This is a genomic window from Nonomuraea sp. 3N208, assembly GCF_052245935.1.
Taxonomy (GTDB): Bacteria; Actinomycetota; Actinomycetes; order Streptosporangiales; family Streptosporangiaceae; genus Nonomuraea.
In genome coordinates, this window is sequence record NZ_JBQQBR010000018.1 from 1 (window position 1) to 26,625 (window position 26,625).

Sequence of the window (26,625 nt, forward strand, 5' to 3'; positions counted from 1 at the left end):
CGGTGAGGGCAACGGTCTGTCCACAGGACTCGAAGATCGGTCCAGCGTCCGGGAGTGCTCACTCACCAGCGGCCACCAGGCACCGAGTCTGCCCGATCAGCGGACTCGGTGGTTCCCATTAGCGTCCGGCGGGGCGGTGGCCCAAGAGCCGCATGAACGCGGCCGCCGCGGTGGCCATGCAGGCCGGGCTCGGTCCCCGCAGCGGCTCGCTGCCCGCGCTGACCGTGGGCGACATCCGCACGCTCGTCGTCTTCGATGGCGCCCGGCACCGCCGCATTCTGGTCAGCGTCTGCTGGTAGGGAGTCGGTGGGAAGAGACGTCCTAGCGGACGGTGGCCTTGGCGGCCTGCTCGATCAGGCGCGTGACCGCGTCAGGCCGCGAGACGGACACAGCGTGTGAGGCGTTGATCTCGACGGCGTGCGAGTGGGCGCGCTTGGCCATGAAGCGCTGCGCGGCCACAGGGATGTTCTTGTCCTGCGTCGCGATCAGCATCCAGGAGGGGATCGTCTTCCAGGCCGCCTTGGTGGCCTTTTCCTCCAGTGCGGCGGAGGTGATGGGGCGCTGGGTGGCGGCCATGGTCTTCGCGGTCGCCGCGGGAACGTCGGCCGCGAACTGCTGGTGGAACTTGCTCTGATCGATGTAGAGATCGGTGGCGGCAGTGCCGTCCGGGAGAGTGAAGGGCACGGACTGGAGTGTCTCGCCCAGTGTGCTGCCGGGGTACTTGCCGCTGAGGCCCACGGCGCTCTCGCCGGTGTCCGGCGCGAAGGCCGCGATGTAGACGAGGGCCTTGACCTGCGCGTCCCCATCGGCCGCGGTGCTGATGACCGATCCGCCGTAGGAGTGGCCGACGAGCACCACCGGGCCCTGGACGTGATCCACCAGGCTGCGCAGGTAGGCGGCGTCACTGACGGGGCCACGCAGCGGGTTGGCCGCAGCGATCACCGGATACCCGTCACGCCGCAGCCGCTCGACAACACCCGTCCAGCTCGAGGCGTCCGCGAAAGCACCGTGTTCCAGGATGATGGTGGGCTTGGCGGGTGTCGATGCGGCCGCGCTCGCCGCCGAGGTCCCGGTCAAGGTCACGGTGGCCACGGCGACGGCAGCCAGGCCGGCACGGAGGAGGCTGGTGCGGATCGAGGCGGAGCGGGTCTCCGATGTGGAATTAGCAATCATGTCCCCTAAGACCGGGCAGCCCTCCGGCCTGTGACAGTCCCAGCGAGAATCCTTCACGGCACGGGGCTTGAGGTGCAGGCGCCGCCGCCGGCCGTACCGCCCGCGCGGCCGGCGTTCCTACCAGGCCTATCAGGGCCTACCTCGTCTTCCAAGCCGGCCGCGGCGCGCGCAATGGACCGATGCATGATCCAAACTCCGCCCGGTTCGCTTCCCACGCCTCTCTCGACGAACTGCGCGAGGCCCTGGGATAGCAGAAGAGCAGGCCCTGGTGGAGCGACGGCGATGTCGTGGACGCCGTGAAAGCACCCGTCTAGTGCTGGCCGCCGTCGTCGGGGCGGCCAGGAAGGCGCGGGGGGTCGTCGTCGCCGGGTGGGCTCGGGTCGAGGTAGCGGAAGGCCTCGTGGGCGGAGCTCACGCTCCGCCTCAACGCCTGCTCCAGCCGGTCGGCGTCGGCGGCCAACCGCTCCAGCTCCACCGTGGCGAAGCCGTCCGCGCCGGTCTCGGCCACCAGCTCCTCGTACTGGTGCAGCCGGCCGCGCAGCTCCTCGATCTGGTGATGGGCGCGGTACGCTCGCTCGGCCTCGGTGACGTTGGCCGCGTAACGTTCCAGCGCCTCGACGCGGGCGATCACGGCGGCCTCGCTGCTGTCGAGCGCCCGGGCCAGGGGCGCGGCCACCGCCTCGACCTCGGGTGTGACGCCACGCGAGACGGTCTCCCTGTGCTTGGTGCGCAGCGCCGACAACTTGGCCAGGAGCCGGGCGATCTCCCACTCCTGGGCCGGCAGCATCACCGCGTTGCGCGCGTCGTCGAGCAGCCCTTCGGTGTTGACCCGGGAGCCGGTCACGGTGGCGATGGCCCGCTGGGCGCGGGTGAGCAGCTTCTTGGAGGCCTCGTCGAGGTCCTCGGTCAGCACGTAGCGGCCCTCGTACCAGCGCAGTTGCTCGTAGATCTCGCGCTCGAAGTCGTCTTCCTCCTCGCCCGGCAGATCGTTGCGGACGAACAGCACGATCATGAGGGGAATGCCGAAGAGCACGAGCATGAGCAGGCCGAGTCCCCTGCCCGCGGCACCTAAGCCGAGCATCAGCCCGAAGAAGGCCACCGTGGCGAAGGCCGCCACCATGCGCCAGTGCGCGCCGGACAGGACTCTGCGTGGTTGCGGAGCCCAGCCTTGTCGCATCTTGATGAGGACCCGCCGGCTCTGTTTCAGCAGTTGCGCGTCGTCCGGCGGCACTCCGGGGTCTACCACGACATCTGCCACAAAATCGGATCCTAAGCGAAGTCAACCTTTAAGGTGGCGAAAAGCCTCATGCGCCGAACTGACGCTGTCGCGTAGTGCCTGCTCAAGGCGGTCGGCGTCGTCCGATAACCTTCCAAGCTCCGGTACGGCGGATCCGCCGGCGCCCGACTCGGCGAGGAGCTCCTCGTAGCGGGGCAGCCGGGCGCTGAGGCGTTCGATCTGGTGCCTGGCGCGGTAGGCGCGCTCGGCATCGGCGACGTGGCCGGCGTAACGTTCCAGTGCCTCGACGCGGGCGAGCACGGCTCGCTGGCTGCTGTCGAGCGCCTCGCCGAGGGCCTCGGCCACGGCGGCCACCTCGGGCGTGATCCCTTCGGAGACCACCTCCTGATGCTCGGCACGCAGCTCGGACAACTTCGCCAGGAGCCGGGCGATCTCCCACTCCTGTACGGGCAGCATCACGACGTTGCGCGCGTCGTCGAGCAGTCCCTCGGCGTTGACCCTGGACCCCATGACCTGCTCGACGGCCGCCTGGGCGCGGGCCATGAGCGCGCGGGCGGGCTCGTCGAGGTGCTCAGGCAGGACGTAGCGGCCGTGGTACTCGCGGCTTTTGTCGTGGACGAGGCGTTCGAGCGCGTGGCGGCGCTCGACCTCGACGTCGGGTCTGGGCCGGAGCAGGACGGCGACGATCATGAGCGCGGCCCCGGTCATGATTACCACGAAGGGGATGTAGAGACGGGCGACGAAGAGGATGAGACCGTACAGCACGGCCAGCGCGGCCGTTCCGGTGACGGCCAGCTGGACGGCGAATCCGGCCCCGAGGCGCAGCCGCTTGTGCGCCGGCGCCCAGCCGTCGTGGATGCGGGCGAGGATCTTGGGGTTGTCACGTAAAAGGTCCGCGACGTCGCGAGGCACCGCCGGATCGACTATCACCTTCGCTTGACGTCCGGGCACCTAACTGATCCTATGTGCCGATCTGTCCGACTGTCAGCCTTCCAGATACTTGAACGCCTCGTGCGCAGAGGCGACGCTGCGCCGTAAGGTCCGCTCCAGCACGTCGGCGTCCTCGGCCAGCCGCTCGATCTCGGTCACCGCCAGCGCGTCGGCCCCCGACTCGGCCAGCAGTTCCTCGTATCGCGGCAGCCTCGACCGCAATTCCTCGATCTGGCCGCGGGCGTGGTAGGCACGCTCGGCCTCTGCGACGTGGCCGGCGTAACGTTCCAGCGCCTCCACGCGGGCGATCACGGCGGCCTCGCTGCCGGCCAGCGCGCGTTCGAGCGGTGCGATCACCGAGGCGACCTCCGGGGCGATGCCCCTGGCCAGGAGTTCCTTGTGCTCGCCGCGCAGCGCCGACAGCTTGGCCAGCAGGCGGGCGATCTCCCATTCCTGGTCGGGCAGCATCACCGCGTTACGGGCGTCGTCCAGCAGCCCTTCGGCGTTGACGTGGGAGCGCAGCACCGAGCCGATGGCCCGCTGCGCCCTGCCCAGCACGAGCCTGGCCTCCTGATCGAAGTCGTCGGGCAGGAGGTAACGGCCGTCGTACCAGCGGGCCTGCTCGTACACGTGGCGCTCGTGCGGGCGATCGTCCTCGGGAACCTCGCTCATGGAGGCGATCTTGACGAGGACGATGAAGACGTACGTGCCGAGCAGCACGAACCCGGCCGGCGCCAAGCGCGAGGCCAGGAGGACGGCCATGAGCGCGATCACGGCGGGCGTGATGGCCAGGAGCATCGCGCTGGAGGGGCCTTTGCGGCGTGCGTGGTGTACCTCGGCGGGGGGCACCCAGCCTGCCCGCACCCTCGACAGCAGCGGGGCATTGGCACGCAACAAACCGGCTACCTCCGGGGGAACTCCCGGATCGACGACCACACCCACGCTCTGTCCTGGCACCCTGGCGCCCCCAACGCTCGTGATGTTCGGATATTACGTAACATTCCGGCTGAGTGTCAGCCTCGGAAAGGTCAGGGCCGGGAACCCCACGTGCACGCACCAAGCGCTTTCCACGGCCGCGGGCACCGCGATGGCGCCGCCACTCGGGCCGTCGACCAGCACCGACGCCCGGCCCGACCCCCGTGATTCGCATCGACGCGTCCGCGGAGCCCGGCCTCTGGCGTGCCACTGGAAAACCCGGCAAGTAGGGCGCCGACGGTCCATCGCCGCCGGTCGGCGGAGTGGCGCGGGTGTCGATCGCCACAGCGGCCACGCCGGCGACGGGCATCGCGGCACCGGCCGAACCGGTGACGGGCATCGCCGCGCCGGCGTCAGCCGGGATGGTCGCCGGGGCGCACGAGGCCGGTCTCATAGCCGATGACGACCAGCTGGGCCCTGTCGTGTACGCCGAGCTTGGCCATCATCCGGTTGACGTGGGTCTTGACCGTGAGGGGGCTCATGAAGAGCCGCTCGGCGATCTGGGTATTGGTCAGGCCGCGGGCGACCCCGGCGAGGACCTCGCGTTCGCGGCCGGTCAGCGCGGCCAGCCGATCGGCGTCCAGGCCGGCGGGCCGCGCGGTGAACTCCTCGATCAGCCGCCGCGTGACGCCGGGTGAGAGCAGGGCGTCGCCCCGGGCCGCCACCCGCACGGCGTGCCGGATCTCGGCCGGTTCCGCGTCCTTCACCAGGAAGCCGCTGGCTCCGGAGCGGAGCGCCTCGTACACGTACTCGTCCAGGTCGAAGGTCGTGACCACGACGACCCGCACGCCGTCCCCAGCCAGCGTCCTGGTGGCCTGGAGGCCGTCGACCTCGGGCATGCGGATGTCCATCAGCACGACGTCAGGCTGGAGCCGGCGGGCCATCCGCACCGCCTCCGCGCCGTCGGCGGCCTCGCCGACCACGGTCAGGTCCTCTTCGGTGTCCAGCAGGGCCCGCAGTCCTGCCCGTACGAGGGGCTGGTCGTCGGCCAGCAGGACCGTGATCATGCGGGTAGCCGGGCGGTGACGCGGAAGCCGCCGGTGGGGGCGTTCCCGGTGGTGAGCAGGCCGCCCACGGCGGCGACCCGCTCGGCCATGCCGGTCAGGCCGTGCCCGCGAGGCGCCTTGCTCCCCTTGCCGTCGTCGTCCACCCGCACGGCCACCGCTCCGGTCTCGTAGGTCAGCGTGACCGCCGCCGTGGTGGCGCCCGCGTGCCTGATGGTGTTGGTCAGGGCTTCCTGGACGACACGGTAGACGGTCAGGTCGGCGGCAGGCGGGAGCGGCCGCTGCTCGCCCTCGACGTCCAGGCGTACGGGGAGGCCGGCGGTCCGCAGGAGCGCGGGCAGCTGCGCGGAGCCGGGCATGGGGTGCCGCCCGTCGTGGAGATCGGCCGGCGACAGGCGTCCCGGACCCGGCGGACCGGCGGCGGGTGTGCCGGTCCCGGGGCGCAGCACGCCGAGCACGGTCTTCATCTCCGCCAGGGCCTGCCGGCTGGAGGTGCGGATGACCTGGAGCGCGGCGGCGGCCTCGGGCGGCCCTCCGGCGCGGTCCACGGCCTCGGCGGCCACGGCGGCGTGCAACGCGATCACCGACACCGTGTGCGAGGTGACGTCGTGCAGCTCCCTGGCGACCCGCAGCCGCTCCTCCTGGGCGCGCCGCAGCGCCTCCTCCTCGCGGGTGCGCTCGGCGTAGGCGGCCCGGCGCTCCACCTCCTCGGTGTAGGCGCGCCGGGCCCGCGACACCTCCGCCGGCTGGGCCGCGGCCAGCACGAGCAGCGCCCAGACGAGGACCGCGACCGCGACCTCCACTTCCCACCGCACGACCAGCACCGCACCGGGCACCGCCACGAGCACCGTCGCTCCGGCCCATCCGGCCAGCCGCTTGCCGGCAGCAATGGCCGCGAACACGGCGATCAACGGGGGCACCGCCCACAACGACAGCGGGTACCCCAGGGTGAAGACGGCCACCGCCGCGCCGGCGCACACCACCAGCGCCGCCACGGGCCGGTCCTGCAGCCAGGCCAGCCCGAGCGCCGTCGCGCTGAGCAGCGCGTAGCCGAGCAGGTCGAGCGGCCTGGCGTCCGGCTGGTTGCCGTAGGCCATGACCGTCGAGGAGAAGACCGCCACCGCCATCGCACACACCAGGGCAATCGTCTTCACACCCGCACGGTAGTGCGCCACTCCCCCACCGCGCGATACTCCCGCCGCAGCACCTGGGGTACGGCATGCGCGGTAGCCACGCAGGCGCCCGGCACGGTCACGGCCCGGCCGTGGGGATGAGGACGGCTGACGATCATCGTGGAGCTGCCGGCGGATCCGTCGGCTCCCTGACGTCCTCGTGGAGGTCCCACAGCTCGGTCTCCGGTATGCCGGCCCTGACGAGCTGCTCCCAGGTCGCCATCCGGCCGGCCGGGTCGGCGAGCATGGCCTGCAGCAGCGGCCGCAGCTCGGCGTGCTCGGCGCCGGGCTCCGCCCACAGCCTCCCCAGCGCCTGATGCATGGCGGGCGAGCGGACCGCCGCCGTCCGCAGCAGCTCCTCCAGGATGCCGACGCGGTCGCGGTACGGCAGCGCGCCCCCCTCCCCCAATGCCCGCAGCAGCAGGTCCAGCAGCCGGCGGTGGCGCGGCGAGTGGCCGGTGGCGACGGCCACGACGACGTCGCCCATGCCGGAGGACTCCGTACCGCCGAGCACGACGTCCTCCTTGCCGCCCTCGATCACCCGCTGCGCCGACAGGGCGGTGATCAGGCCCTGCCAGCCCTCCTCCCCCAGCTGGCCCTTCCACAGGTGGGTGAACGACGCCCAGTGCTCTAGGTAGTCCGGTCCCGGCAGCAGCGACGAGACGGTGACCGGCTCCTCCGAGGCGCAGACGATGAGCAGGGTGAGGTTGGCCGAGTACGCGGCCAGGCGCCGGGCCAGCGTGTGACGCACCGGGCGGAAGCCGGTGAAATGGCGGCGGCTCCGCTCGTACAGGGAGCGCCGCAGCAGCCCGGTCAGCAGCTCGGCGCAGCGGGCCCGCACCGCGCTCGGCAGCTCGTCGAGCAACTCCAGGACGAATCCGACCGTCGGCCCGCGCTCGGCCAGGCACGAGTGGGAGGTGACGGCGTACAGCAGGTCGTCGTCCACGCTCTGCACCAGCGCGAGCGGCTCGTCCCCTGCGTGGCGGCGGCGCCGGTCCAGGTCGCGCAGCGCGTACATGGCCAGCCAGGCCACCAGGAACTCGCCGAATGTGGAGTGCAGGAACGCGTGGCCGTTCCTGCGTACGAAGAAGAAGCGCTCGGTGGCCTTGCGCGCCCAGTCGACGCGATCCTCCTCGTCGGAATGATCGTCCTCGCCTCCGTGGCACAGGGCGGGCAGGTCCCGGTCGAGGGACTCGTCGGTGATGACCTGGCGGCCGCGGGCCAGCATGGACAGTGCCACCGTGCCCAGCATGACCAGCTCCTGGTCGATCAGCACCCGCCGCGCCCCGCCGGTCTCCCGCTCGGTGAAGTCCCGCAGCAGGACCTCGTACAGGCGGGAGCGCTTGAGCGGCGCCGGCGTGCCACGCTGCAACGCGTTGCCGCCGGCGTCGTAGAGCGCGAGCATGAGCAGCAGGAGCGGCTGCCTGGCCATCTCGCCGTGGGCGAGCGCCGCCTCGGCGGGCAGCGGCTTCAGGTCGCGCCTGGCCAGCAGGGCGCGGTTGGCCTGGTCCCAGATGGTCAGCCACTGCCGCACCTGGTCGTCCTCGAACGGCTGCAGCTCCAGCGCCAGCAGCCCGTCGGGGAACCTGATCCGGTCGGCCAGCACGGTGCGGCTGGTCACGATCGCCGCGGCCGGCCGGCCCAGACCGGCCTCCCGGTGCTGGAACTCCTGGACCTGCGCCAGGTAGTCGTAGCGGTCGACGCCGCCCTGCACCAGCTCGTCGAACCCGTCGAGCAGGATCACCGGCAACGCCCCGTCGGCGGCCGACAGCAGCTCGACGTACTCGACCTCGTCCCCCAGGAGCGCGCCGATGGCCTGCTCGATCTGCTCGGTGACGCTCGCCCGCGCGGCCACGCTCTGCAGGTCCACCCTGATCGGCAGGAACTCCGAGCGGGCCAGCCGGGCGGCCAGGACCTCGGTCAGCTTGGTCTTGCCCGAGCCCGGCTCGCCGAGCACGAGCAGCGGCGCCTGGGTGGCGCGCAGCGAGGTGAGGTGCCCGACCAGGAACGCCTCGGTGTCGGGCAGCAACCGCCTGCTCTCCCACCAGGTGCGTAACGCGGGGGTGGCCTCGCGGGTGAGCTCGGCGACCCGGCAGCGCGGGGTGAGGTAGCCCTCGCCGAGCAGCGGCAGGTAGACGTCCTCGGGCAGCTTGCCGGCCAGCAGGAGCGGCTGGTCGAGGGCGTTCGCGGCCATCCTGGCCAGGTGGATCACGGGGCGGTCGCCCACCCGGGGCGGGGCCAGCTCGGCCAGCAGCCACGCCACCCGCGACAGCGCCGTCGCCGGTTGCGGGCGTTCGGTGACGAGGCTGCGCACCCCGAACTCGTGGCTGTCCAGCGCCAGCGACCGGTAGTCCTCGTCGTAGATGCGCAGCGCGTGCGCGGGCGGCCCCTCGGCGAGCATCCTGGGCAGCAGGAGCTGGTCGTCGACGGTCAGCTCGTCCCAGATGGACAGGCCGCCGACATATCCGGCCATGGCCTCGGACATCCGCAGGTAGGCACGTTCCACGGCCTGACGGGTCTCACCGTACGGCAGGTGCGGCTCGGGCGTGGGAAGCCGCTCGAGCAGCAGCTCCGCCATCAGCCTGGCGAACCGCTCGGGCGTCGGCACCCCGTGGGAGATCCGGTCGGTCCGGTCGAGCTGCTCCAGCGTGAACGGCAGCTTGGCCTCGCCGAGCGCCTCGAAGTACGCCGAGACCACGATCACGGCGTGCGCGGCGGCCAGGCGCTGGGTGCGGGTGTGCCGGTCCACACCGCCGCGCAGCTCCGACATGCGGGCCACGACGTCCTCGCCGTAGCGGACGATGGAGTTGCGCATGTCGGCCAGCCCGGTCACCAGCTGCTGGCCGCCGGCCAGCGGCCAGCCGGTACGCTCGGCGGCCGCGGCGAAGCCGATCACCTTGGCGAGCCTGCTGTCCTTGCATCCGAGCATCCTCAGGGCGTCTGCGTAGCTCGGAGTCTCGATCATGACCTTCTCCCGGGACTGAGATGTCCCATCATGCGCCGCATGCCGCCGTCTCGCAGCCTTCCTGTCACTTTCCTCCTATGGCCTCGGCGATCTCGGGCAGCGCGGCGGGATCCTCGATCGTGGACGGCGTGGTGTACGGGTTGCCGTCGGCGATGTCCCGCATCGTGGCGCGCAGGATCTTGCCCGAGCGCGTCTTCGGCAGGCGGGCGACCACCACGGCGCGGCGGAAGGCGGCGACGGGGCCGATGCGCTCGCGCACCAGCGCGGTCAGCTCGCGTTCGAGCTCCCCCGGGTCGCGTTCCGCGCCCGCCTTCAGCACCACGAAGCCGACCGGGAGCTGGCCCTTCAGCTGGTCGGCCACGCCGATCACGGCGCACTCGGCGACGTCCGGGTGCGAGGCGATGACCTCTTCCATCGCGCCGGTCGAGAGCCGGTGCCCGGCCACGTTGATCACATCGTCGATGCGGCCCATGACGTACAGGTAGCCGTCGGCGTCCAGGTGGCCGCCGTCGCCCGTCAGGTAGTGGCCGGGATAGCGCTCCAGGTAGGAACGCCGGAAACGGTCGTCGTCGCGGTAGAGGGTGGGCAGCGAGCCGGGCGGCAGCGGCAGCTTGACGGTGACCGCCCCATCGACGCCCGGCGGCAGGTCGTTGCCGTCGGCGTCGAGGATGTGCACGTCCCAGCCGGGCACGGGCCTGGTCGGGGAGCCGGGCTTGATCGGCAGGGGCTCGAGGCCGACGCAGTTGGCGGCGATCGGCCAGCCGGTCTCGGTCTGCCACCAGTGGTCGATGACCGGGATGCCGAGCAGGTCGGAGGCCCAGTGGTAAGTGTCGGGGTCGAGGCGTTCGCCGGCCAGGAAGAGGTAGCGAAGTCCGGACAGGTCCCACTTTTTCGCGAAATTTCCGGATGGGTCCTCTTTCTTGATGGCCCTGATCGCGGTCGGCGCGGTGAACAACGTCCGCACGCCGTGCGTGGACACCACCCGCCAGAACGCCCCGGGGTCGGGGGTGCCGACGGGCTTGCCCTCGTACAGCACGGTCGTGCAGCCGGCCAGCAGCGGCGCGTACACGATGTAGGAGTGGCCGACCACCCAGCCCACGTCGGAGGCCGCCCAGTAGACCTCGCCGGGCGCGGCGCCGTACACGTGGGACATGCTCCAATGCAGCGCGACGGCGTGCCCGCCGTTGTCGCGCTGCATTGGACGACGCCCTTGGGCGAGCCTGTGGTGCCGGAGGTGTAGAGGATGTAGAGCGGGTCGGTGGCGGCCACGCTGACGCAGTCGGCCGGCTCGGCGCCGCGTACGGCCTCGGCCCAGTCGAGGTCGCGCCCCTCGGCGAGCCGGGCGAGGCACTGTGGCCGCTGGAGTATCACGCACCGGTCGGGCCGATGCGCGGCCTGCTCCAGTGCGGCGTCCAGCAGCGGCTTGTACTCCACCACCCGGGCCGGTTCGATCCCGCACGACGCCGACATCACGACCTTGGGCCGGGCGTGGTCGATCCGCACGGCCAGCTCCCTGGCCGCGAACCCGCCGAACACCACCGAATGCACGGCGCCCAGCCGCGCGCACGCCAGCATGGCGACCACCGCTTCCGGCACCATCGGCATGTAGATCACGACGGTGTCACCGGCGCGCACGCCGAGGTCCCGCAGCATGCCGGCGGTCCGCGCGACCTGGTCGAGCAGCTCTGTGTACGTGAAGGTGCGCACGACGCCCGTGACGGGGCTGTCGTAGATCAGCGCGGCCTGCTCACCGCGCCCGGCCGCCACGTGCCGGTCCACCGCGTTGTAGCAGGTGTTGAGCCGACCGTCGGGAAACCACCGGCCGTCGCCGAAGACGGTGGCGGGCGCCACGTCCCAGTCGATGCCGCGGGCCGCCTCGGCCCAGAACTCGTCGGGGTGTTCGATGCTCTGCCGGTAAGCCTCGTCAAAAGCGCCCACTTGTCGATCAGAACAGCCGCCGGCCCCATGGCGCAAGATGTTCGGGTGAGTGATGACTTGATCCTTTCCGTCGTCATGGGTTCGCGGGCGTACGGTCTGCAGACCGAGGCCTCGGACACCGACCGGCGGGGCGTGTTCGTGGCGCCGACGGCCGCGTTCTGGCGGCTGGACAAGCCCGCCACGCACCGGGACGGGCCGCTGCCCGAGCAGTTCTCGTGGGAGGTCGAACGCTTCTGCGTGCTCGCGCTCGACGCCAATCCCACCGTCCTGGAGTGTCTGTGGTCCCCGGTCGTGGAGCTGATCACGCCGGCCGGGCGGCGGCTGCGGGACCTGCGCGGGGCGTTCGTGTCGGCGAAGGCGCAGCAGTCCTTCGCCGGGTACGCCGACGCGCAGTTCCGCCGGCTCGACCCGGCCGCGCCTAAGTGGAAGCAGGCCATGCACATGGTGCGACTGCTGCTCAGCGGCCTGCACCTGATGCGTTACGGTGAGCCGCTGGTCTACGTCGGGCCGCATCGGGAGCGGCTGCTGGCGATCAAGCGGGGCGAGGTGCCGTGGGCGGAGGTGGACGCCTGGCGGGCGGCCCTGTCCGCCGAGCTGGCCGCCACGCCCAGCGTGCTGCCCGCTGTGCCGGACCGGGAGCGGGTGGAGGAGTTCCTGATCGGCGTACGGAAGGAGAATCTGTGAACGTGTTACCGGGCTGGCTGTCCGAGATCCCGGGCGAGCAGCCGTACCCGCTGGTGTTCGCGACGGTGAGCGGCGCCCACCTGTACGGTTTCCCGTCGGTGGACTCCGACGGGGACCTGCGAGGTGTGCACGTGCTGCCGGTCGAGGAGGTGGCGGGGCTGCGGCACGGGCCGGAGACGCTGGAGCGGACGTGGACGCGCGACGGCGTGGAGATGGACCTGGTCACACACGACCTCGCGAAGTTCTGCCGGCTGCTGCTCGGGCGCAACGGCTATGTGCTGGAGCAGTTGCTGTCGCCGCTGGTGGTGGCATCGTCGCCGGTCCACGAGGAGCTGGTGGCTCTGGCGCCGGGGTGCGTGACGCGGCACCACGCCCACCACTACCTGGGGTTCGCGCGCACGCAGTGGGGGCTCTTCCTGAAGACCATGGAGCTGAAGCCGCTGCTCTACACCTTCCGCGTGCTGGCCACGGGGATGCACCTCATGCGTACCGGGGAACTGGAGGCCGACCTGACGCGGCTGTACGCGTACGGGCCCGCGTACCTGCCCGAGCTGGTCGACTTGAAGCGGGAGGCCGAGCACGGGCGGTCACCGTCCGTCCTGGGGGTGGAGGCGGACGTGGAGCGGATGACCGCAGCGTTGGAGGAGGCGCGGGACGCCTCGGCGCTGCCGGAGCGCGCGACGGCGGAGGAGGCGCTGCACGATCTGGTGGTACGGGCCCGGCTGGCGACGCCGTGACGCTCGTGGGCAGGCAGGACGCGCTCCGCACCGTCGATGACGTGCTGCGGGCGGCGTCCGGGTGACTGGTGGTGGAAGGGCCGGCCGGCATCGGCAAGAGTCGGTTGCTGGAAGAGGCGGTCGGGCGGGGGCGGTCGAGGGGCGCGACGGTCGCGTTCGGCCGGGCCACCGAGCTGGACCGGGTCGCCCCCTTGTCCACCCTCCTCCGCCCCTTGACCCCCGTCCTCACCCCACCCGACCTGCCGAGCGGTGGGTGGGCGACCGGGGGCGGGTTCCGGTTGGTCGAGCGGCTCGGTGAGGCGATCGAGCGCTTCAGCCGGGAGCGGCGGCTGATGATCGTCCTGGACGACGTTCAGTGGGCGGACGAGCTGAGCTGCCTGGCCCTGCGGCAGCTCGTGCCCGGGCCGGCCGCCTCGCCCGTGGTGTGGCTGCTGGGCCGGCGGTCGTTTCCCGAGCAGGAGGCCGTGGAGCGGCTCATCGCCGAGGGCGACGCCGAGCGGTTGCCGCTGCCGCCGCTGACTGCGGCGGAGGCGGCGGACCTGTGCGGGCGGATACTCGGTGCCGAGCCCGGACCGCCGGTGCTGGAATGGGCGCGAGCGGCGGGTGGCAACCCGTTCCTCCTGGAGGAGGTCCTGACGGGGCTGCGCGATCAGGGCCGGATCGAGGTGGTGAGCGGCGCGGCCACGATCAAGAGCGGCGCGTGGGGCGTGGGTGACGGGGTGGAGCTGCCGTCCGGGTTCGGTGCGGCGGTCGAGAGGCGGTTACGTGACCTGTCCTCCGAGGCGCGGCGGCTGCTGGAGGTGGCCTCGGTGCTGCGGCGGCCGTTCACGGTGCACGAAGCGGCGGGAATGCTCGGGTCGGCGCCCGGTTCGGTGCTCGCGCACGTCCGCCAAACGGTGGCGGCGGGCGCGCTGGTCGAGGTGGCGGAGCAGCTGGCGTTCCGGCACGACCTCATCCGCGAGGCCGTGTACGCCGGGCTCCCGTCCCCCATCAGGACGGCGCTGCACCGGGAGGCTGCGGCCGTGCTCAGGAACGAGGGCCGGCCACCCGCGGAGCTGGCCGAGCACCTGCGGCACGGCGCCCGCGCCGGCGACGTGGCGGCGATCCGCGAACTTCGGGCGGCCGCCGAGGAGATGACGGACACCGCCCCGTCGGCCGCCGCCGACCTGATGCTGCGCGCCCTGGAGTTGTCCGCCACGCCTGCGGCCACCGCGCTGCCGGACCTACGAAAGGCCCGGTCGGCGGAGGCGCGGAACACGAACTCGGAAAGGGACTGGGCGGCGGGCGCGGAAGGGGACCCGGCGTCCGGCGGGCCGGACGCCGATCTCGTCGCCGCCGCGGTGCGGCTGCTCGCCTCGGCAGGGCGGCTGGCGGAAGCCAGGGAACTGGCCGACACGCCCTGGACTCCGCTCTCCCCGGCGGAGGAGGCGGGGATCGCGCTCGGGCTCGCCGAGGCGCTCAAGCACGCCGGGGACGATCACGGTGTCATCGGGCGAACCGGCCACGTACTGAGCAGTCCGGGCGTGCCGGTGCGGGAACGGGCGCGGCTGCTGGCCGTGCGGGCGCACGCGTTGATGATGACGGGCGAGATCGACGAGGCGGACGCGGCGGCGGCGCGGGCGGTCGTGGAGGGCGAGGCGTTCGCCCAGGTGGTGGGGCTGCAAGCGCGCTCGACCGTGGCGATCTTCCGCGGCGACCTGGGCGATGCGCTGGGCTTCGCCGAGCGGTCCGTGCGGCTGGCCGACGCGGCGGGCGGCGAGGCGGCGCACCGGCATCCGCGACTGTGGCTGGGGGCGGCGCTGATGGCGCTGGACAGGTTCGAGGAGGCGGAGCGCGTTTACGCGGTGGTCGAGCGGGAGTCCGGCCGGTTGGGCACCGCGTGGTCGCTGCCGTTGCTGCACCGGCTCAGGGCCGAGCTGTTCCTGGCCTGGGGACGGCTGGACGACGCCGCGGCGGAGGCCGAGGCGGGGCTGCGGGTGGCCGCGCAGCTCTCGGCGATGGCACTGGTCCCGGCCCTGCACGGCGTACTCGGCCACGTGGCGTTGCTGCGCGACGAGCCGGACACCGCGCGGCGCCACCTGGATCGCGGACGCGAGCTGGCCGGCGACGGGCCGGGGCTGGTGGCTGAGGAACTGCGCTGGAGGCGGGGGCTCCTCGAGGAACCGGTGACCGGGCCGGTGGCTGGGGGCGTGTCTCGGAGCGGGGTCGTGCCGGCCGGTGCGGTGCTGGCGTACCTGCTGGTGCAGGAGCCGTGGATGGCCGCTCGGTGGCGGGCGGACCCGCGGGTGATCGCCCGCGTACGCGACCTGGCGCGGCGCAATCCCGGCGTGGTGTCGCTGGCGGCGGGGGCCGCGCACGCCGACGGCAGGCTGGATGACGCCATCGAGCTGTATCGAGCAGGGCCGCGGCCGCTCGGGCTGGCGGCGGCGCTGGAGGAGACGGGACGGCGGGAGGAGGCGCTCGAGATCTATCGGGCGTGCGGCGCGGTGAGAGGCACCGCGCGGCGGCGGCCCGGCAGAGGGTGGGGTGCGTTGACGGCATCCGAGCTGCGGGTGGCGCGGTTGGTCGCGCAGGGCATGACGAACAGGGAGGTGGCCGCCGAGCTGTTCCTGTCACCGCACACGGTCGACAGCCACCTGCGCCACGCCTTCGCCAAGCTGCACGTGAGGAGCCGCGTCGAGCTGACAAGGCAAGTCCTGGCCCATGAGCCCGGCGACGCCGGCTCCTGAGACCGGACGCAGGCCCGGCGGCGGTGGCGCAGTTCCAGATCGGCGAGCTGGCGGCACCGTGTGGCGGTAGCGCTCGTTAGGTGAAGCGGTACCCGTGTCGATGCGTGACGGCGTGGCTCGTCCTGACCGTGGCTCGTCCTGACCGTGGCACTCCGGATCCGTTTCCCTCTGGCCCTATATTGCGTTCCAGCCTCTTCGGACACCCCCGCTACCAGCAAGCCCGCACTGGACGGCACGCTCCACTGGGCGTCGACCGAGACCGCCACCAGCTCTGCCGGACACATCGATGGCGCGCTGGCCGCCAGCCCTGCTCAGCAAGCGCGACCGCGATGTCGAGGGCATGCAGCGCCAGCGGATCGGCAGCGGCCCCGACAGCCGCGCCCGTGTCGTCGGCCAACACTGTTTGCGACATGTGTACGCCATGAGCCGCCGCGGTGAAGTCGGCGATCGTCATCACGCGCGCCGGGTCCCCGGCGATGGCGATCAGGTCGGCAGCGCCCCTCCGGCACAGTCGAACACCGGGTCCACCCCGTCAGGCGCCAGCGCGCGGACCCGTTCGACCAGCCCCGTCTCGTACGTCGTCGGTTCCGCAGCTTGACCTGCGGGTCGACCTGAGACGGTGGTGCAGGAAAGATCGGTTCTTGTGTCTCGTCGCCTCCTGTATCTGGCCTGCTTGTCTGCCGGCCACACCCTGCGGGCTCTGGATAACCTGCGATTCGGCAGCGGCGCCCTGCTCGGTACCTACACTCAGTGGCTGCTTCGCGATGATCCGCGGCGATCCGCGACCAGGCCACCGTCGAACGGACGCTGGCCGGCTTCGAGGTCGTCGTGCACATACGCGACGCTCAGCCGAGCCAGGCGGTGATCTGGGCCATGGCAGTCGCGGACCAGCCGAGCTTGAGGTGGTTGAGTGGGTGCGTCGCGGTCGCGGCTCGGTTCGCTATACCGTCGGCCGCAGTGCAACTCGCCACGAAGACGGCGCCGTCGGACGGTCCTGTGTGTTCGTTGTGCAGTAGCGCCATGTCGGGCATGTTGCCGCACAGTTGGTAGACCGGCACGCTGGAGGGGGTGCCCGCGTCGATGAGGGGCCGTACCAGCGAGCCCCTGTCGATGGCCCACTGGATCCCGCGGCCGACGGTGTAGAAGCCGGTGCCGCCGTAGTAGGTGGTGTACCAGTCCTGCTCGGTGGTGGACAGCGGGTAGACGTCGTCCCAGCGATAGAGCATGTCGTCGGAGCCCGGGTAGGCATCGCCCTCGTAGCTCAGCTCAGGATGGTTGCGCCATAGGCCGTAACAGACCATCTGGGTGTGGGGTGCGGGCGCGTTCAATGAGCCCCCACATTCCGGAAATATCGCGAAATCGTGGGTCCAGCCGTGCCGGTAACCCCAGTCGAAGCCCTTGTTCGGCCCGCCGACGAGGATGAGCTTCCTGACACCGCCCGCGTAGGCCGTGCCCCAAGGCTTGCGCAGCGACGAGACGTACATGCGCGCGTTGAACGCGCCCTTCGACCAGCCGATCACGTCCACCTGCGCCGCACCGGTCTTCGCCCGGATCCTGGCGACGGCGTCGTGGATCTGCTCCGCCCAGTAGTGGCCGTCCCCTGTGACGTGTGGGAAGCCGATCGCGAACACCTTGTAGCCCTGCCCGGTGAGGTGCTGCATGAGGCCCGTGGTGGGACAGCTGGCCTGGCCGCAGCCGTACGAGCCCTTGGCATTGGGGTTGGCCCAGGCCAGATCGGCGTTCTGATTGGCGCCGTGCACGAGCAGCACGGGGGTGCTCTTGGCGCCTGTCTGCCAGCCCGGCGCGTGGTACAGCAGAAACCGCGAGGAGTGCGGCCGGGCGATGTCACCGAACAGGCGCCTGGTCTGCCCCGTCTGATCACCACGCCCGTCGGGCGGGTAGGTCTCGGCCTGGAACCCAGTTGAGTTGTCCTTGTAGCGCTCGACGAGCATCCAGCCGTTCTCCAGGCCCGAGCTATAGGCGGCCTCCAGCGTCACCGACGCCGTCGCTGTCGCGGCGGCGGGTGTCGTGAATAGCGCTCCAGCCGCTAACGCGAGAGCCGCGGCCACTCGTCTCCACGAACGTCGTCCCATCGGACCTCCTCCGAAGCGCTGATGAGTCAAGTTCCCCGGATCCGGAGGTGCGGGTCAATGTGAGCCGCCCCCATAACCCTGTGTCGGTCGACATCTCTAAACCAGAGCGGTAGAAGGGGGCACAGCCTTCCGTCCCGGGCCTCGGGGCCACTGAGGGAGCCCTCGACCGGGGCTTCTCCCGCGCCTTCACCTCGCGGCTTCCCCGGTGGTCGACTACTTGACCGCGGACCGTGACCGCACGCTCCGTCCGCTGCTCGAACTCGTCCCGGCGGGTGATCCAATCGTTCCAAGCCAACCCTGTCCTGGCACCGCTTCCGCCGGTCGTCCGGCTGCCGCTTTCCGCCCGCCAGTGTCCTGCGCCTGAAGCCTTGTGCGACTTCGAGGCGGACTTCCTCTCCGAAGTCATGAGCCTCCTGCGCACGCAGCCCGACGCCAAAGAGTTCCTGGTCGAGAAGGTGCTGCGCCACGCCCCGGCCAACGGCATCTACGACAATGTCCTGGCCACACTCGGCGAGCCGGGCCTGGAGCGAGGTGAAGGCCAGCAGGGTTCCCGGCGTGGACGTCTCCCCAAACCCCGCGGCGACGTACACGACCGCAGGCATGAAGAGGGCCTGGAGTGCCGCGCCCAGCGCCTGCGCCGACACGGCCGCCCTGAGCTGCAGCCTGGACAGGCGTCGGCTCTCGGTCTGGAACCGCCGTACGCCATGGTCCTGACGGCCGAAGACCCGGGCGAGCAGGATTCCGGAGACCGACAGTGTCTCCTCGGCGATGACGCTCATCTCGGCCCGCGAGTGCTGAACGGCGGCAATGACGCGGCGCTGGTGCACGGCCACCTTCGCCACGTCACCGATCACCCGGGACTGGATCTCTCCCGTCCGCGTTCCGGTGAAGAAGGTCAGCGGCAACCTCTGCAGGTGCACGTACAGGCCGGTCCGCGGCTCGCCGGGCGCGAAAAGAGGCACCGCCTGCCGCCCGGCAAGCCAACCTAATTAAGTCAATACTGCGGTGCTGCAGTCGATCGGCTCCTCGGAGAAGCACCGTTCGTCGACGTGTTTCGACCCGGCCAAGCCTTGGGCCGATCAGGCCTCTGAGCTGGGCCTAAGTCCCCAGTGCAAGGTTGTAGCCAGCGGCGGCTCCACTTTTGTAGATGTCCGAACAAGGCGGTTCCGCCCGAGCGTTGCGGGCCGCGGCACTTCATCGGAGCAGACGCGTTCGGAAGGCCGTCGTGATGGCGAAGAAGACGTACCGGGACTCGGAGTGCGCGACGCGGGCCTCGTGCCCCGCGACTGGGCAGTCCTGCTCTGTCGAAGGCCGCGACAAGCCAGGTCTGAGCAAGTTGGGCGTCACACGGCGGTTGCAGCCTCCGCCTCGCCCTCGGGAGACGGTGGTTGGGCGCTGTCCGTCGGACGGCCGTGGCCGAGGATCAATTCGCTCTGCAGGACGAGGACCGCCCCACCGATCGCCGCGGCGTCCGACCCGCTGACCGATGGCACGACCCGCACGCGGTGAGCCCGCCGCGCGAAGGTACGGCGGTCCACCTCCTCCTGGATCACCGACTGGTAGATCGAGCCGGCAACCGCAAAACTCGGCCCGGCGAGGACGACTGTGTCGAGGTCGAACAGGGTGGTCATGGTGACCGCGGCATAACCCAGATAGCGGGCAGACCGTTCGACCAGGCCTCGGGCGGCCGGGTCGCCGGCGTTCGCCGCGGCTGCGAGCCGCGTGAACTCGGTGAGGAAGTCGTCTCCGGTCGGGTCGAGTGCCAGCCGCTGGCCAAGCCCGGGCGTCGTCAGCGCCTCCCTGACCAACGCGGCCGGGCCGGCGTAGTTCTCCAGACAACCGCGGTTGCCACAAGGACATTCGTCCCCGTTGACGTCGATGGAGATGTGGCCGATCTCCACGCTGTTCGAAGAGCTGCCGCGATAAACCTCGCCTGCGACCACCACGCCACCGCCGATCCCCGTGGCCATGTAGATGCAGCCGTAGGTGCTGCGTGGCTCTACCGCCCCCATCCAGTACTCACCGATCGCGGCCGCCGCCGCGTCGTTGTCCAACAGGACCGGCAGACCGAGGCTCTCGGCGAGACGGTCCGCGATGGGGTAGCCGAACCACTCCTCGGTGGGCTGCGGGGTCAACAGCACACCAGTCCGCCGATCCTGCGGCCCATAGCTGACCAAGCCGACCCCCAGCACCTTGTCACGATCGACGGCCGCCGTGTCGAGCAACGCGTTCACCTGCGAGGCCACCGACGACAGCCCACGTTCCGGCGGCATCGACGACACTCCGCTGAACGACATCCTCGCGATCTGCCGGCCGGCCAGATCGACCACAACGATCACGCACGTATTGCGTTCCAGCTGCACCCCGACGCTGTAGCGGGCCGAGGGATTGAGCTGGACGAGCATCGGTCGCTTGCCACCCGTCGAGGCGCCCAGCCCCGCCTCGACGACGAGACCGTCGGCCATGAGTTCTCGTACGACCTCGGAGATCGTCGGCGCGGTCAAACCGGTCGCCGCTACGAGCTCCACCCGGCTGATCGCCCGCGCCGCCCGGATCAAGTCGAGCACCATTCCGCGGGTCTTCGTCCGAGTTGCCCAGATGGGGCTCGTCACCGTGCCACCTCCCACACCTGATGTACAAAAGCTACCTTAATTTCAGCGATCCGCCGGCGAGCAGCTCCACCGCCAAGCCCTTGAGCTGGGGTCCTATCGGCACCTCTAGGTGCCGTTGTCCCTGGATATCCCTTCGTGATTGACTTTAATAACTTTGCTAACTAAGCATGCTGGAGCAGCTGTCCGCATCTATCTCGAACAGAGGGATCAGATGAAACATCGTCATGCGCTGCTCACGTTCGGCGCCGTCGGAGTCCTGGCACTGGGCAGCATGGCAGCGACCACGCTCCCCTCGTCGGCTGCCGCCACTGGCTGCTCCGTCACGTACACCGTCCAGAGCCAGTGGCCCAGCGGCTTCACCGCCAGCGTGGCCATCACCAACCTCGGCTCCGCCGTCAGGGGGTGGACCTTAACGTTCGACTTCCCCGACGCCGATCAGAAGGTCACCCAAGGCTGGAGCGCCACCTGGACGCAGTCCGGGGCTCGCGTATCCGCCGCCAGCCTGAATTGGAACGGGTCGATGGACACCGGCGCGTCCACTTCCATCGGCTTTGCGGGAGCATGGAAGGGCGCCAACCCGGTACCGACCTCGTTCGCGCTCAACGGCACAACCTGCACCGGCTCGGTGACCACGCCGACCCCCACCACAACCACCAGTCCCTCCCCCAACCCCGGTGGTCCAGCACCACGCCTGCGAGTGTCCGGCAACAAGATCGTCACGTCGGACGGCAAGCCTTACCGTCTGCTCGGCGTGGACCGCTCAAGCGGCGAATACGCCTGCGTGCAGGGCAAGGGCCAATGGGACGGCGGCCCGGTCGACCAAGCCTCAGTCGATGCCATGAAGAGCTGGAACATCCACGCGGTGCGGCTGCCGTTGAACGAAGAATGCTGGCTCGGCGTCAACGGCTCGCCCAGCGGCGCCACCTACCAGCAGGGCGTGAAGGCCTACGTCGACTTGCTGGTCGCCAATGGCATCACCCCGATCCTCGACCTGCACTGGACCTGGGGCGCCTATAGCAACGGGCCGGACTGGCACTGCAAGGACGCCACTGCGACGTGCCAGAAGCCGATGCCGGACGCGCAGTACGCCCCCCAGTTCTGGACCGGCGTCGCGAACACCTTCAAGGGCAACGACTCTGTCGTCTTCGATCTGTTCAACGAGCCGTACCCGGAGATCGGCAGCGACTGGAACAAGACCTTGGGCTGGCAGTGCCTGCGAGACGGCGGCACCTGCGCCGGCATTCCCTATGAGGTGGCCGGCATGCAGGACCTGGTCGACGCGGTCCGGGCAACCGGCGCGACCAACGTCCTCATGGTGGGCGGCCTGGAGTGGGCCAACGACATGCGGGAGTGGCTGGCATACAAGCCGAACGACCCGCTGAACAACATCGCCGCGTCCTGGCACGCGTACAGCTTCAACGCCTGCGCCACCACGTCCTGCTGGGACACCCAAATCGCCCCCCTCGCCCAGCAGGTACCCGTAGTGCTCGGCGAGTTCGGCCAGGACAACTGCGGCTACGACTACATGGACACGCTGATGGACTGGGCCACCGCACACGACCTGTCCCACCTGGCATGGACCTGGAACCCGTGGGGCTGCAGCACCGGCGGCGTCCTTATCAAGGACTGGAACGGTACCCCCGAACCCGGCGTCGGCGAAGGCTACAAGGCCCACTTGCTCACTCAAAACCCCTACACAACCCCGTAAGCAACCACCTCATGCGGCTGCCCAAAGCCGCGTACGACGCCACTCCGGCCGAATGTCCAATGCCAGGGCTGTCGAAATGCCGTGAGCAGAACGCTCGGCCGGAGCGTCGCCCCACCGCTCTGCCTGCACGGCAGCCTCCGGCGGGGCGGGCGCTGATCACATCCGCGCCCGCCCCGCCGGCTTAGAGGTCCCAACAAAAAGTTCAGCGGACGAGGCGTCGCCAGCCTGGGTGCCTCTGTAGGATTCGAACCTACGCACCCGGCTCCGGCGGCCGGTTGCGGAGGCATGGTTCCCGTGCTCATAGGCATGGACGGTCAGGTCGCGAGCTTGCGCAGCACAGCCTCCGCGTCCTCATACGCGACCTCGATGCCGATGCGGTCGCGAAGGGTCGCCATCAACTCTTCCGCCGTCGTCACCAGAAGGTCCTCCAGCCTGATCCGCGTGTCCGCCGTGGTCCTCTGGACGAGCACGTGGTGCCGGAACGGCGACTGCGGGTACTCCGAGACATAGAAGTTGGCCACCTCGAAATCGCTCTGATAGTGCGGCTCGTCGGGGCGGAACGCGTACAGCTCCGTCTCGCCTGAATGCAGCACCCAGAAGTCGCCGTCGCGCCCCAGCCGCCACCGCCACTCGCCCGACTCCAGGGTGGCGCCGTCCTCGAACGGCATCGGCTCCACCAGCCCGTCACCCCCGAACCCGACGTCGGCCAGCCACGTGCGGCCGTCCGCCGTCACGGTGAGCGTGGCGTGCGAGCGCGGCAGGTGGTACCGGCCGAGCCGGATCCGCGCCAGGTGGCGTTTCATGGTGAAGCCAAGGCGTTCGAGCGCGGCGGCGAACAGCAGATTCTGCTCGTGGCAGTAGCCGCCGCGCCCGCCCGTCACCATCTTGGCCTGCAGGCTGTCGAGGTCGAGGCGGACGCCCCGGCCGAGGAGCACGTCCAGGTTCTCGAACGGGATGGCCTGGACGTGCGCCAGGTGCACGTCGCGTAACGTCGCCGCCGTGGGGGCGAGCGGGCCGTCGTAGCCGATCCTGGTCAGATACGCGTCCAGGTCGAGTTTCTCGATGTCCCACGTCATGCGATCAACAATGACGGGTACGACGGCCCGCGCGCATCACGTGTTCACGGGATTATCCGGCGTCCGCGATGTCCGGCTTGGCGGACAGGACCAGCCTGATGGCGAAATTGCGGTAACCGGCCCGTTCGAACGCTCTGGCCATCGGCACGTTCCCCATGTCCGTGTCGGCCACGATCCGCTGCACGCCCCGCTCGGCATGGAAGCGGGTGATCTCGGCGAGCAGGTCGTCGACGTACCCGTGGCCGCGGTGCTCGGGCACCACGCCGATGTAGCCCACGACGGGCCCGCCGTTGTTGGCCGACGGCAGCGCGACCCCCACCAGGTCCCCGTCCTTCGTGTACGCCAGCCGCCACCACGACCGGTCCCCCGGCATCGACTTGTTGGCGTCGACGTCCTCGCGCGCCTGCGTCTCCGGGTCCATGGTGAGCAGCCCCTGCCGCGTGTCGTAGTCGAGCGAGCCCTCGGCCACTCGCCGGAACGCCGCGACGAACGCCTCGTCGTCGTCATCCCCTCGGAACACCACCCGCTCCGACGGCTCGGGCACGGGCTCGTCGGCCGTCCACTCGTAACGCAGGCGCTCCAGTTCCTCCGTCAGCCCGGCGTGGCCGGCGGCCTCCCACCGCCAGGCGATGGCCGCCGCGGCCTTCGGGTCGTCGCGCCAGCCCTTGGAGACGAACACGTGGTACGCAGGCCGCTCTCCCGAGCCGGCGTGCGCGTGCCGGAGCAGCTCGGCGGCCAGCTCCACGCGGTCGCCCACGGAGGGGTGGACGTACAGGCAGTCCATCGCGAGCGGCTTGTCGGCGCCGGGAAAGCCCCACCAGACGGCGCGGCCCAGGATCCGGTCTTCGTCGTCCTCGGCGATCCAGATGCGGTCGTAACGGTAGTTGCCGCTCTCCAGGAACGACAGCAGGCGCTCGGGATGGGCCCAGCTGATGGACTCGTCGACGACGCAGCCGAGCAGGCGGTCTAGATCAGCCTCGACCGCGGTACGGAAATGCATGATTCCTCCGAGAAGTGAAAGCGGGCGCCATGAGCGCCCGGGGTAGTGCCGAACATCTCAGCGCCTCCTTTCTTCCGACTTTTCGGCGTCAGCGGGCACTATAGCGGAGATATCACGACAGGATGGGCTCGTGAGGTCCTACGACGACGACACGCTGCCCCTGCAGCCTCCGATCCGGCTGCCCGACGAGGCCACGCTGGCCGCGGCCGTACGCGCCGCGCCGCTGGCCGGCGAGCTGAAACCCGAGGGTGACGACGCGGAGGTGCTGGCCGCCTGGGCGGACCACTGCCGGGAGCGGCTGGCCGCCGACGAGGGCCTGCTGCTTGAGCTCATCCGGTTGTTCCTGTCGCGTGAGTCTGCCAAGGGCGACATTCCCGAGACGCTGTCCGGGCTCGGGCTGGTGCGCCAGGCGGAGCCGTACACGCTGAGCTGGCTCGGCCTGTGGGCGGCGCGGCTGATCATCTCGGACACCACCGGGCAGGAGATCCCCGTCATGGGGTCGCTCGCGGACGGCGACGCGGCGGCGCTGCTGCACGGCCTGCGGTCCTACCCGGAGGCCGAGCGCGGCGAGGAGCTGGCGGGGTGGCTCAAAGGCAGGGACACGGACGCGGCGGCGGCGGAGATCGCCTCGGCGCTGGCCACGGTGAGCCCGCTGAGCCGGGCCGTCGGCGTGGAACTGCTGTGGTCGGACTTCGGCGAGGAAGGCCGGCTGGCGCTCTCCAGGCTGCTGGAGGAGCCGAAGCTGGGTGCGGTGATCGCGGCCAGGACCGGGCGCGAGGACCGGCAGCCGGTGCCCGAGGAGATCGCGTGGGTGCTGGTGGACATGGCGGCGGCGCTGCTGGAGTTCGGCGACGAGCCGGCCGAGGTGATCAACTCCATCGCCATGGGGATGAACTCGGAGGAGCAGACAGGAACGATCTCGATCCTGGCGTTCGGGGACCATCCGTGGACGGGGCGGGTGCTGCAGGTGTTCATCGACCACCATCCGGACGACCGCGTCGCGGCGGCGGCCCGCAAGGCCCTGCGGCGGCTGCGCGGCCTGGCCGACCTCCGCACGTGACCGGTCGTGTCCTGGCTGTGTCCCGGTAGAGTCGGCTCGGTGACGAAGCATACGATCTCCCCGCAGGCCGGCATCCTGGGTGAGGCGTTCGCCTGTGACTGCGGTGTGGTGCTCGGCGGCCGCATGGCCGCCGAGTTGCACGCCGCCGAGAACGGCCTCTGCTCGGCCTGCCTCGGCTCCGCCGAGGAGCAGATGGCGCCGGATCTGGTGCGCGGTTGCTCGTCCTGCGCGGGAACCGGGCGGCGCAAGAGGCAGGTCACCTGGCAGCTGGCGTACGCCGAGGCCGAGAATCTGATCACGCTGAGCGTGGTGCGCGGGATCGTGGACGGCTTCGACGGGCCTTTCCGGTTGTCGGAGATCGCCGACACGGTGCGGTCCGGGCTCGGGCTGCCCGCGGGACGGTTGCCGGTCGGGCCGCGGGTCCGCGATCTGCTGCTGCAGTTGCAGGCCGCGGGCGAGATCGCCATGCTGTCGGCGCCCGACGAGATGGTCGGCGACGACATGGTCCTCTACCGCGACCCGCAGTGGCAGCGGGCCCGCAGCCTGGGTCTCTAGCACCCGCCCGGACGCGACCGGCCAAGGCACTCGCCCCAGCGCGACCAGGCCATGGTGCCCGTCCCAGCGCGACCAGGCCTCGGGACGCCGGCCGCCTACGCGCGGCAGAGGATCTCGCCGTGCAGGATGGACATCCAGCCGTCCCCGGCGGCCGCCCACGCCAGCCACCCGTCCGAGATCCGCCGCAGATCGGCTTCCGTCGCGGCGCCGGTGGCCAAGGCCTGCTCGGCCATGGAAGAGCGCAGGATCCGCTCGGCCCACATGCCGCCCCACCAGGCGCGGTCTTCCGATGTGGCGAAGCACCAGGTGGACGAGGTGGCGGTGACGTCCTCGAAGCCCGCGGCCCTGGCCCACGACAGCAGCCGCCGCCCGGCGTCCGGCTCGCCCCCGTTGGCCCGCGCGACCTTCTGGTACAGCGCCAGCCACTCATCCAGCGCCGGCACCCGCGGATACCAGGTGAACGCGGCGTAGTCGCTGTCGCGCGCCGCCACGTACCCAGTCGGCTTGGTCACCCGGCGCATCTCGCGCAGCGCCCCCACCGGGTCGCCCACATGCTGCAGCACCTGGTGGGCGTGCACGACGCAGAAGGTGTCGTCGGCGTACGCCAGGTCGTGCACGTCGGCGACGGCGAAGTCCACGTTGCCCAGCCCCCTGGCGGCCACCTCGGCCTTCGCCAGTTCCAGCGCCTCGGCGGTGACCTCGGAGGCCGTCACGTGCCCGACCAGGCCCGCCAGGTCGGCGGTGATCGTGCCCGGCCCGCTGCCCACGTCCAGGAGCGTCATGTGCGGCTTCAGGTGCGGCAGCAAATACGCGGCCGAGTTGTCCGCCGTGCGCCAGCGGTGCGAGCGCAACACGGACTCGTGGTGACCATGCGTGTAAACGGCGTCCATCGCTCGAACTCCTTCGTTTGGCTCCGATGCCGATCACCCTAGCGCTGGTCTCACCATTCAAGAGAGAATGTCTTGTTATATGAGACA

21 protein-coding genes and 2 pseudogenes are annotated in these 26,625 nt (G+C 70.7%); 8 read left to right on the plus strand and 15 right to left on the minus strand.

The genetic code is table 11. The features are described from left to right. The first annotated feature begins 152 nt into the window (after positions 1-152). On the plus strand, positions 153-299 hold the full coding sequence (locus ACTWPT_RS26595; RefSeq protein ID WP_443180175.1) for a hypothetical protein: 147 nt from the start codon (positions 153-155) through the stop codon (positions 297-299). Positions 300-321: 22 nt separating this feature from the next. Here the strand turns inward: ACTWPT_RS26595 and ACTWPT_RS26600 are convergent, their stop codons facing one another. The 9 genes and pseudogenes from ACTWPT_RS26600 to ACTWPT_RS26640 form a co-directional block, all read right to left on the minus strand. Continuing rightward, a complete protein-coding gene (locus ACTWPT_RS26600) occupies positions 322-1,173 on the minus strand; it encodes an alpha/beta fold hydrolase (RefSeq protein WP_443180176.1) in 852 nt (283 codons plus the stop codon). Between the two features lie 310 nt (positions 1,174-1,483). Continuing rightward, positions 1,484-2,431: a hypothetical protein gene (locus ACTWPT_RS26605; RefSeq protein WP_443180177.1), complete on the minus strand. Its 948-nt coding sequence runs from the start codon at positions 2,429-2,431 to the stop codon at positions 1,484-1,486. A gap of 21 nt (positions 2,432-2,452) precedes the next feature. Further along, complete coding sequence (locus ACTWPT_RS26610; protein WP_443180178.1) at positions 2,453-3,361, minus strand: hypothetical protein; 909 nt, start codon at positions 3,359-3,361, stop codon at positions 2,453-2,455. Positions 3,362-3,394: 33 nt separating this feature from the next. Then, positions 3,395-4,282: a hypothetical protein gene (locus tag ACTWPT_RS26615; RefSeq protein ID WP_443180179.1), complete on the minus strand. Its 888-nt coding sequence runs from the start codon at positions 4,280-4,282 to the stop codon at positions 3,395-3,397. Between the two features lie 386 nt (positions 4,283-4,668). Continuing rightward, a complete protein-coding gene (locus ACTWPT_RS26620) occupies positions 4,669-5,322 on the minus strand; it encodes a response regulator (protein ID WP_443180180.1) in 654 nt (217 codons plus the stop codon). After that, positions 5,319-6,473, minus strand: coding sequence for a sensor histidine kinase (locus ACTWPT_RS26625; protein WP_443180181.1), 1,155 nt, complete (start codon positions 6,471-6,473; stop codon positions 5,319-5,321). The genes ACTWPT_RS26620 and ACTWPT_RS26625 overlap by 4 nt, the downstream gene beginning before the upstream one ends. Positions 6,474-6,606: 133 nt before the next feature. Next, a complete protein-coding gene (locus ACTWPT_RS26630; RefSeq protein ID WP_443180182.1) occupies positions 6,607-9,456 on the minus strand; it encodes an NACHT domain-containing protein in 2,850 nt (949 codons plus the stop codon). A 64-nt stretch (positions 9,457-9,520) separates the two neighbouring features. Then, positions 9,521-10,654 (minus strand): AMP-binding protein, encoded by a 1,134-nt coding sequence (locus ACTWPT_RS26635; protein WP_443180183.1) that lies wholly within the window; start codon positions 10,652-10,654, stop codon positions 9,521-9,523. 62 nt (positions 10,655-10,716) lie between these two features. Next, a pseudogene (locus tag ACTWPT_RS26640) lies at positions 10,717-11,394 on the minus strand (AMP-binding protein); the annotation flags it as partial. Between the two features lie 45 nt (positions 11,395-11,439). Here ACTWPT_RS26640 and ACTWPT_RS26645 point away from each other — a divergent pair. From ACTWPT_RS26645 to ACTWPT_RS26655, 3 genes are all read left to right on the plus strand, one after another. Next, positions 11,440-12,078 (plus strand): nucleotidyltransferase domain-containing protein, encoded by a 639-nt coding sequence (locus ACTWPT_RS26645; protein WP_443180184.1) that lies wholly within the window; start codon positions 11,440-11,442, stop codon positions 12,076-12,078. Continuing rightward, positions 12,075-12,815: a nucleotidyltransferase domain-containing protein gene (locus ACTWPT_RS26650; RefSeq protein ID WP_443180185.1), complete on the plus strand. Its 741-nt coding sequence runs from the start codon at positions 12,075-12,077 to the stop codon at positions 12,813-12,815. The genes ACTWPT_RS26645 and ACTWPT_RS26650 overlap by 4 nt, the downstream gene beginning before the upstream one ends. Positions 12,816-12,886: 71 nt before the next feature. Further along, on the plus strand, positions 12,887-15,544 hold the full coding sequence (locus tag ACTWPT_RS26655; protein WP_443180186.1) for an ATP-binding protein: 2,658 nt from the start codon (positions 12,887-12,889) through the stop codon (positions 15,542-15,544). 304 nt (positions 15,545-15,848) lie between these two features. On the opposite strand, the pseudogene ACTWPT_RS26660 reads toward ACTWPT_RS26655, so the two are convergent. Then, positions 15,849-16,135, minus strand: a pseudogene (locus ACTWPT_RS26660) (NADP-dependent oxidoreductase); the annotation flags it as partial. Between the two features lie 254 nt (positions 16,136-16,389). Next, positions 16,390-17,637 carry an esterase/lipase family protein gene (locus ACTWPT_RS26665; protein WP_443180187.1) on the minus strand — a complete coding sequence of 416 codons (1,248 nt, stop codon included), beginning with the start codon at positions 17,635-17,637 and terminating at the stop codon, positions 16,390-16,392. A gap of 404 nt (positions 17,638-18,041) precedes the next feature. On the opposite strand from ACTWPT_RS26665, the gene ACTWPT_RS26670 reads away from it, so the two are divergent. Then, positions 18,042-18,626: a hypothetical protein gene (locus tag ACTWPT_RS26670; protein WP_443180188.1), complete on the plus strand. Its 585-nt coding sequence runs from the start codon at positions 18,042-18,044 to the stop codon at positions 18,624-18,626. 354 nt (positions 18,627-18,980) lie between these two features. On the opposite strand, the gene ACTWPT_RS26675 is transcribed toward ACTWPT_RS26670, so the two are convergent. After that, positions 18,981-20,249 carry an ROK family transcriptional regulator gene (locus ACTWPT_RS26675; protein ID WP_443180189.1) on the minus strand — a complete coding sequence of 423 codons (1,269 nt, stop codon included), beginning with the start codon at positions 20,247-20,249 and terminating at the stop codon, positions 18,981-18,983. 211 nt (positions 20,250-20,460) lie between these two features. Here ACTWPT_RS26675 and ACTWPT_RS26680 point away from each other — a divergent pair, with 211 nt between their 5' ends. Continuing rightward, entirely contained in the window at positions 20,461-21,957 is a 1,497-nt protein-coding gene (locus ACTWPT_RS26680) for a cellulase family glycosylhydrolase (RefSeq protein WP_443180190.1), read from the plus strand. 314 nt (positions 21,958-22,271) lie between these two features. On the opposite strand, the gene ACTWPT_RS26685 is transcribed toward ACTWPT_RS26680, so the two are convergent. Together ACTWPT_RS26685 and ACTWPT_RS26690 are read right to left on the minus strand one after the other, a co-directional pair. Then, positions 22,272-23,033: an arylamine N-acetyltransferase family protein gene (locus tag ACTWPT_RS26685; protein WP_443180191.1), complete on the minus strand. Its 762-nt coding sequence runs from the start codon at positions 23,031-23,033 to the stop codon at positions 22,272-22,274. 52 nt (positions 23,034-23,085) lie between these two features. Next, positions 23,086-24,033, minus strand: coding sequence for a GNAT family N-acetyltransferase (locus tag ACTWPT_RS26690; RefSeq protein ID WP_443180192.1), 948 nt, complete (start codon positions 24,031-24,033; stop codon positions 23,086-23,088). A gap of 130 nt (positions 24,034-24,163) precedes the next feature. Here ACTWPT_RS26690 and ACTWPT_RS26695 point away from each other — a divergent pair, with 130 nt between their 5' ends. Further along, the gene (locus ACTWPT_RS26695; protein WP_443180193.1) at positions 24,164-25,093 is read left to right on the plus strand and encodes a hypothetical protein; all 930 of its coding nucleotides are present in this window, start codon (positions 24,164-24,166) and stop codon (positions 25,091-25,093) included. A 39-nt stretch (positions 25,094-25,132) separates the two neighbouring features. Next, positions 25,133-25,648 (plus strand): hypothetical protein, encoded by a 516-nt coding sequence (locus ACTWPT_RS26700; RefSeq protein WP_443180194.1) that lies wholly within the window; start codon positions 25,133-25,135, stop codon positions 25,646-25,648. Between the two features lie 95 nt (positions 25,649-25,743). Here the strand turns inward: ACTWPT_RS26700 and ACTWPT_RS26705 are convergent, their stop codons facing one another. Next, on the minus strand, positions 25,744-26,538 hold the full coding sequence (locus tag ACTWPT_RS26705; protein WP_443180195.1) for a class I SAM-dependent methyltransferase: 795 nt from the start codon (positions 26,536-26,538) through the stop codon (positions 25,744-25,746). Between the last annotated feature and the right edge of the window lie 87 nt (positions 26,539-26,625).

Excerpts from the sequence above, each read along its gene's own strand:
- ACTWPT_RS26665 (WP_443180187.1), bottom strand. The coding sequence starts at position 17,637 with ATGGGACGACGTTCGTGGAGACGAGTGGCCGCGGCTCTCGCGTTAGCG.
- ACTWPT_RS26690 (WP_443180192.1), bottom strand. The coding sequence starts at position 24,033 with ATGCATTTCCGTACCGCGGTCGAGGCTGATCTAGACCGCCTGCTCGGC.
- ACTWPT_RS26670 (WP_443180188.1), top strand. The coding sequence starts at position 18,042 with ATGAGCCTCCTGCGCACGCAGCCCGACGCCAAAGAGTTCCTGGTCGAG.
- ACTWPT_RS26630 (WP_443180182.1), bottom strand. The coding sequence starts at position 9,456 with ATGATCGAGACTCCGAGCTACGCAGACGCCCTGAGGATGCTCGGATGC.
- ACTWPT_RS26635 (WP_443180183.1), bottom strand. The coding sequence starts at position 10,654 with ATGCAGCGCGACAACGGCGGGCACGCCGTCGCGCTGCATTGGAGCATG.
- ACTWPT_RS26600 (WP_443180176.1), bottom strand. The coding sequence starts at position 1,173 with ATGATTGCTAATTCCACATCGGAGACCCGCTCCGCCTCGATCCGCACC.
- ACTWPT_RS26685 (WP_443180191.1), bottom strand. The coding sequence starts at position 23,033 with ATGACGTGGGACATCGAGAAACTCGACCTGGACGCGTATCTGACCAGG.
- ACTWPT_RS26595 (WP_443180175.1), top strand. The coding sequence starts at position 153 with ATGAACGCGGCCGCCGCGGTGGCCATGCAGGCCGGGCTCGGTCCCCGC.
- ACTWPT_RS26680 (WP_443180190.1), top strand. The coding sequence starts at position 20,461 with ATGAAACATCGTCATGCGCTGCTCACGTTCGGCGCCGTCGGAGTCCTG.
- ACTWPT_RS26705 (WP_443180195.1), bottom strand. The coding sequence starts at position 26,538 with ATGGACGCCGTTTACACGCATGGTCACCACGAGTCCGTGTTGCGCTCG.
- ACTWPT_RS26620 (WP_443180180.1), bottom strand. The coding sequence starts at position 5,322 with ATGATCACGGTCCTGCTGGCCGACGACCAGCCCCTCGTACGGGCAGGA.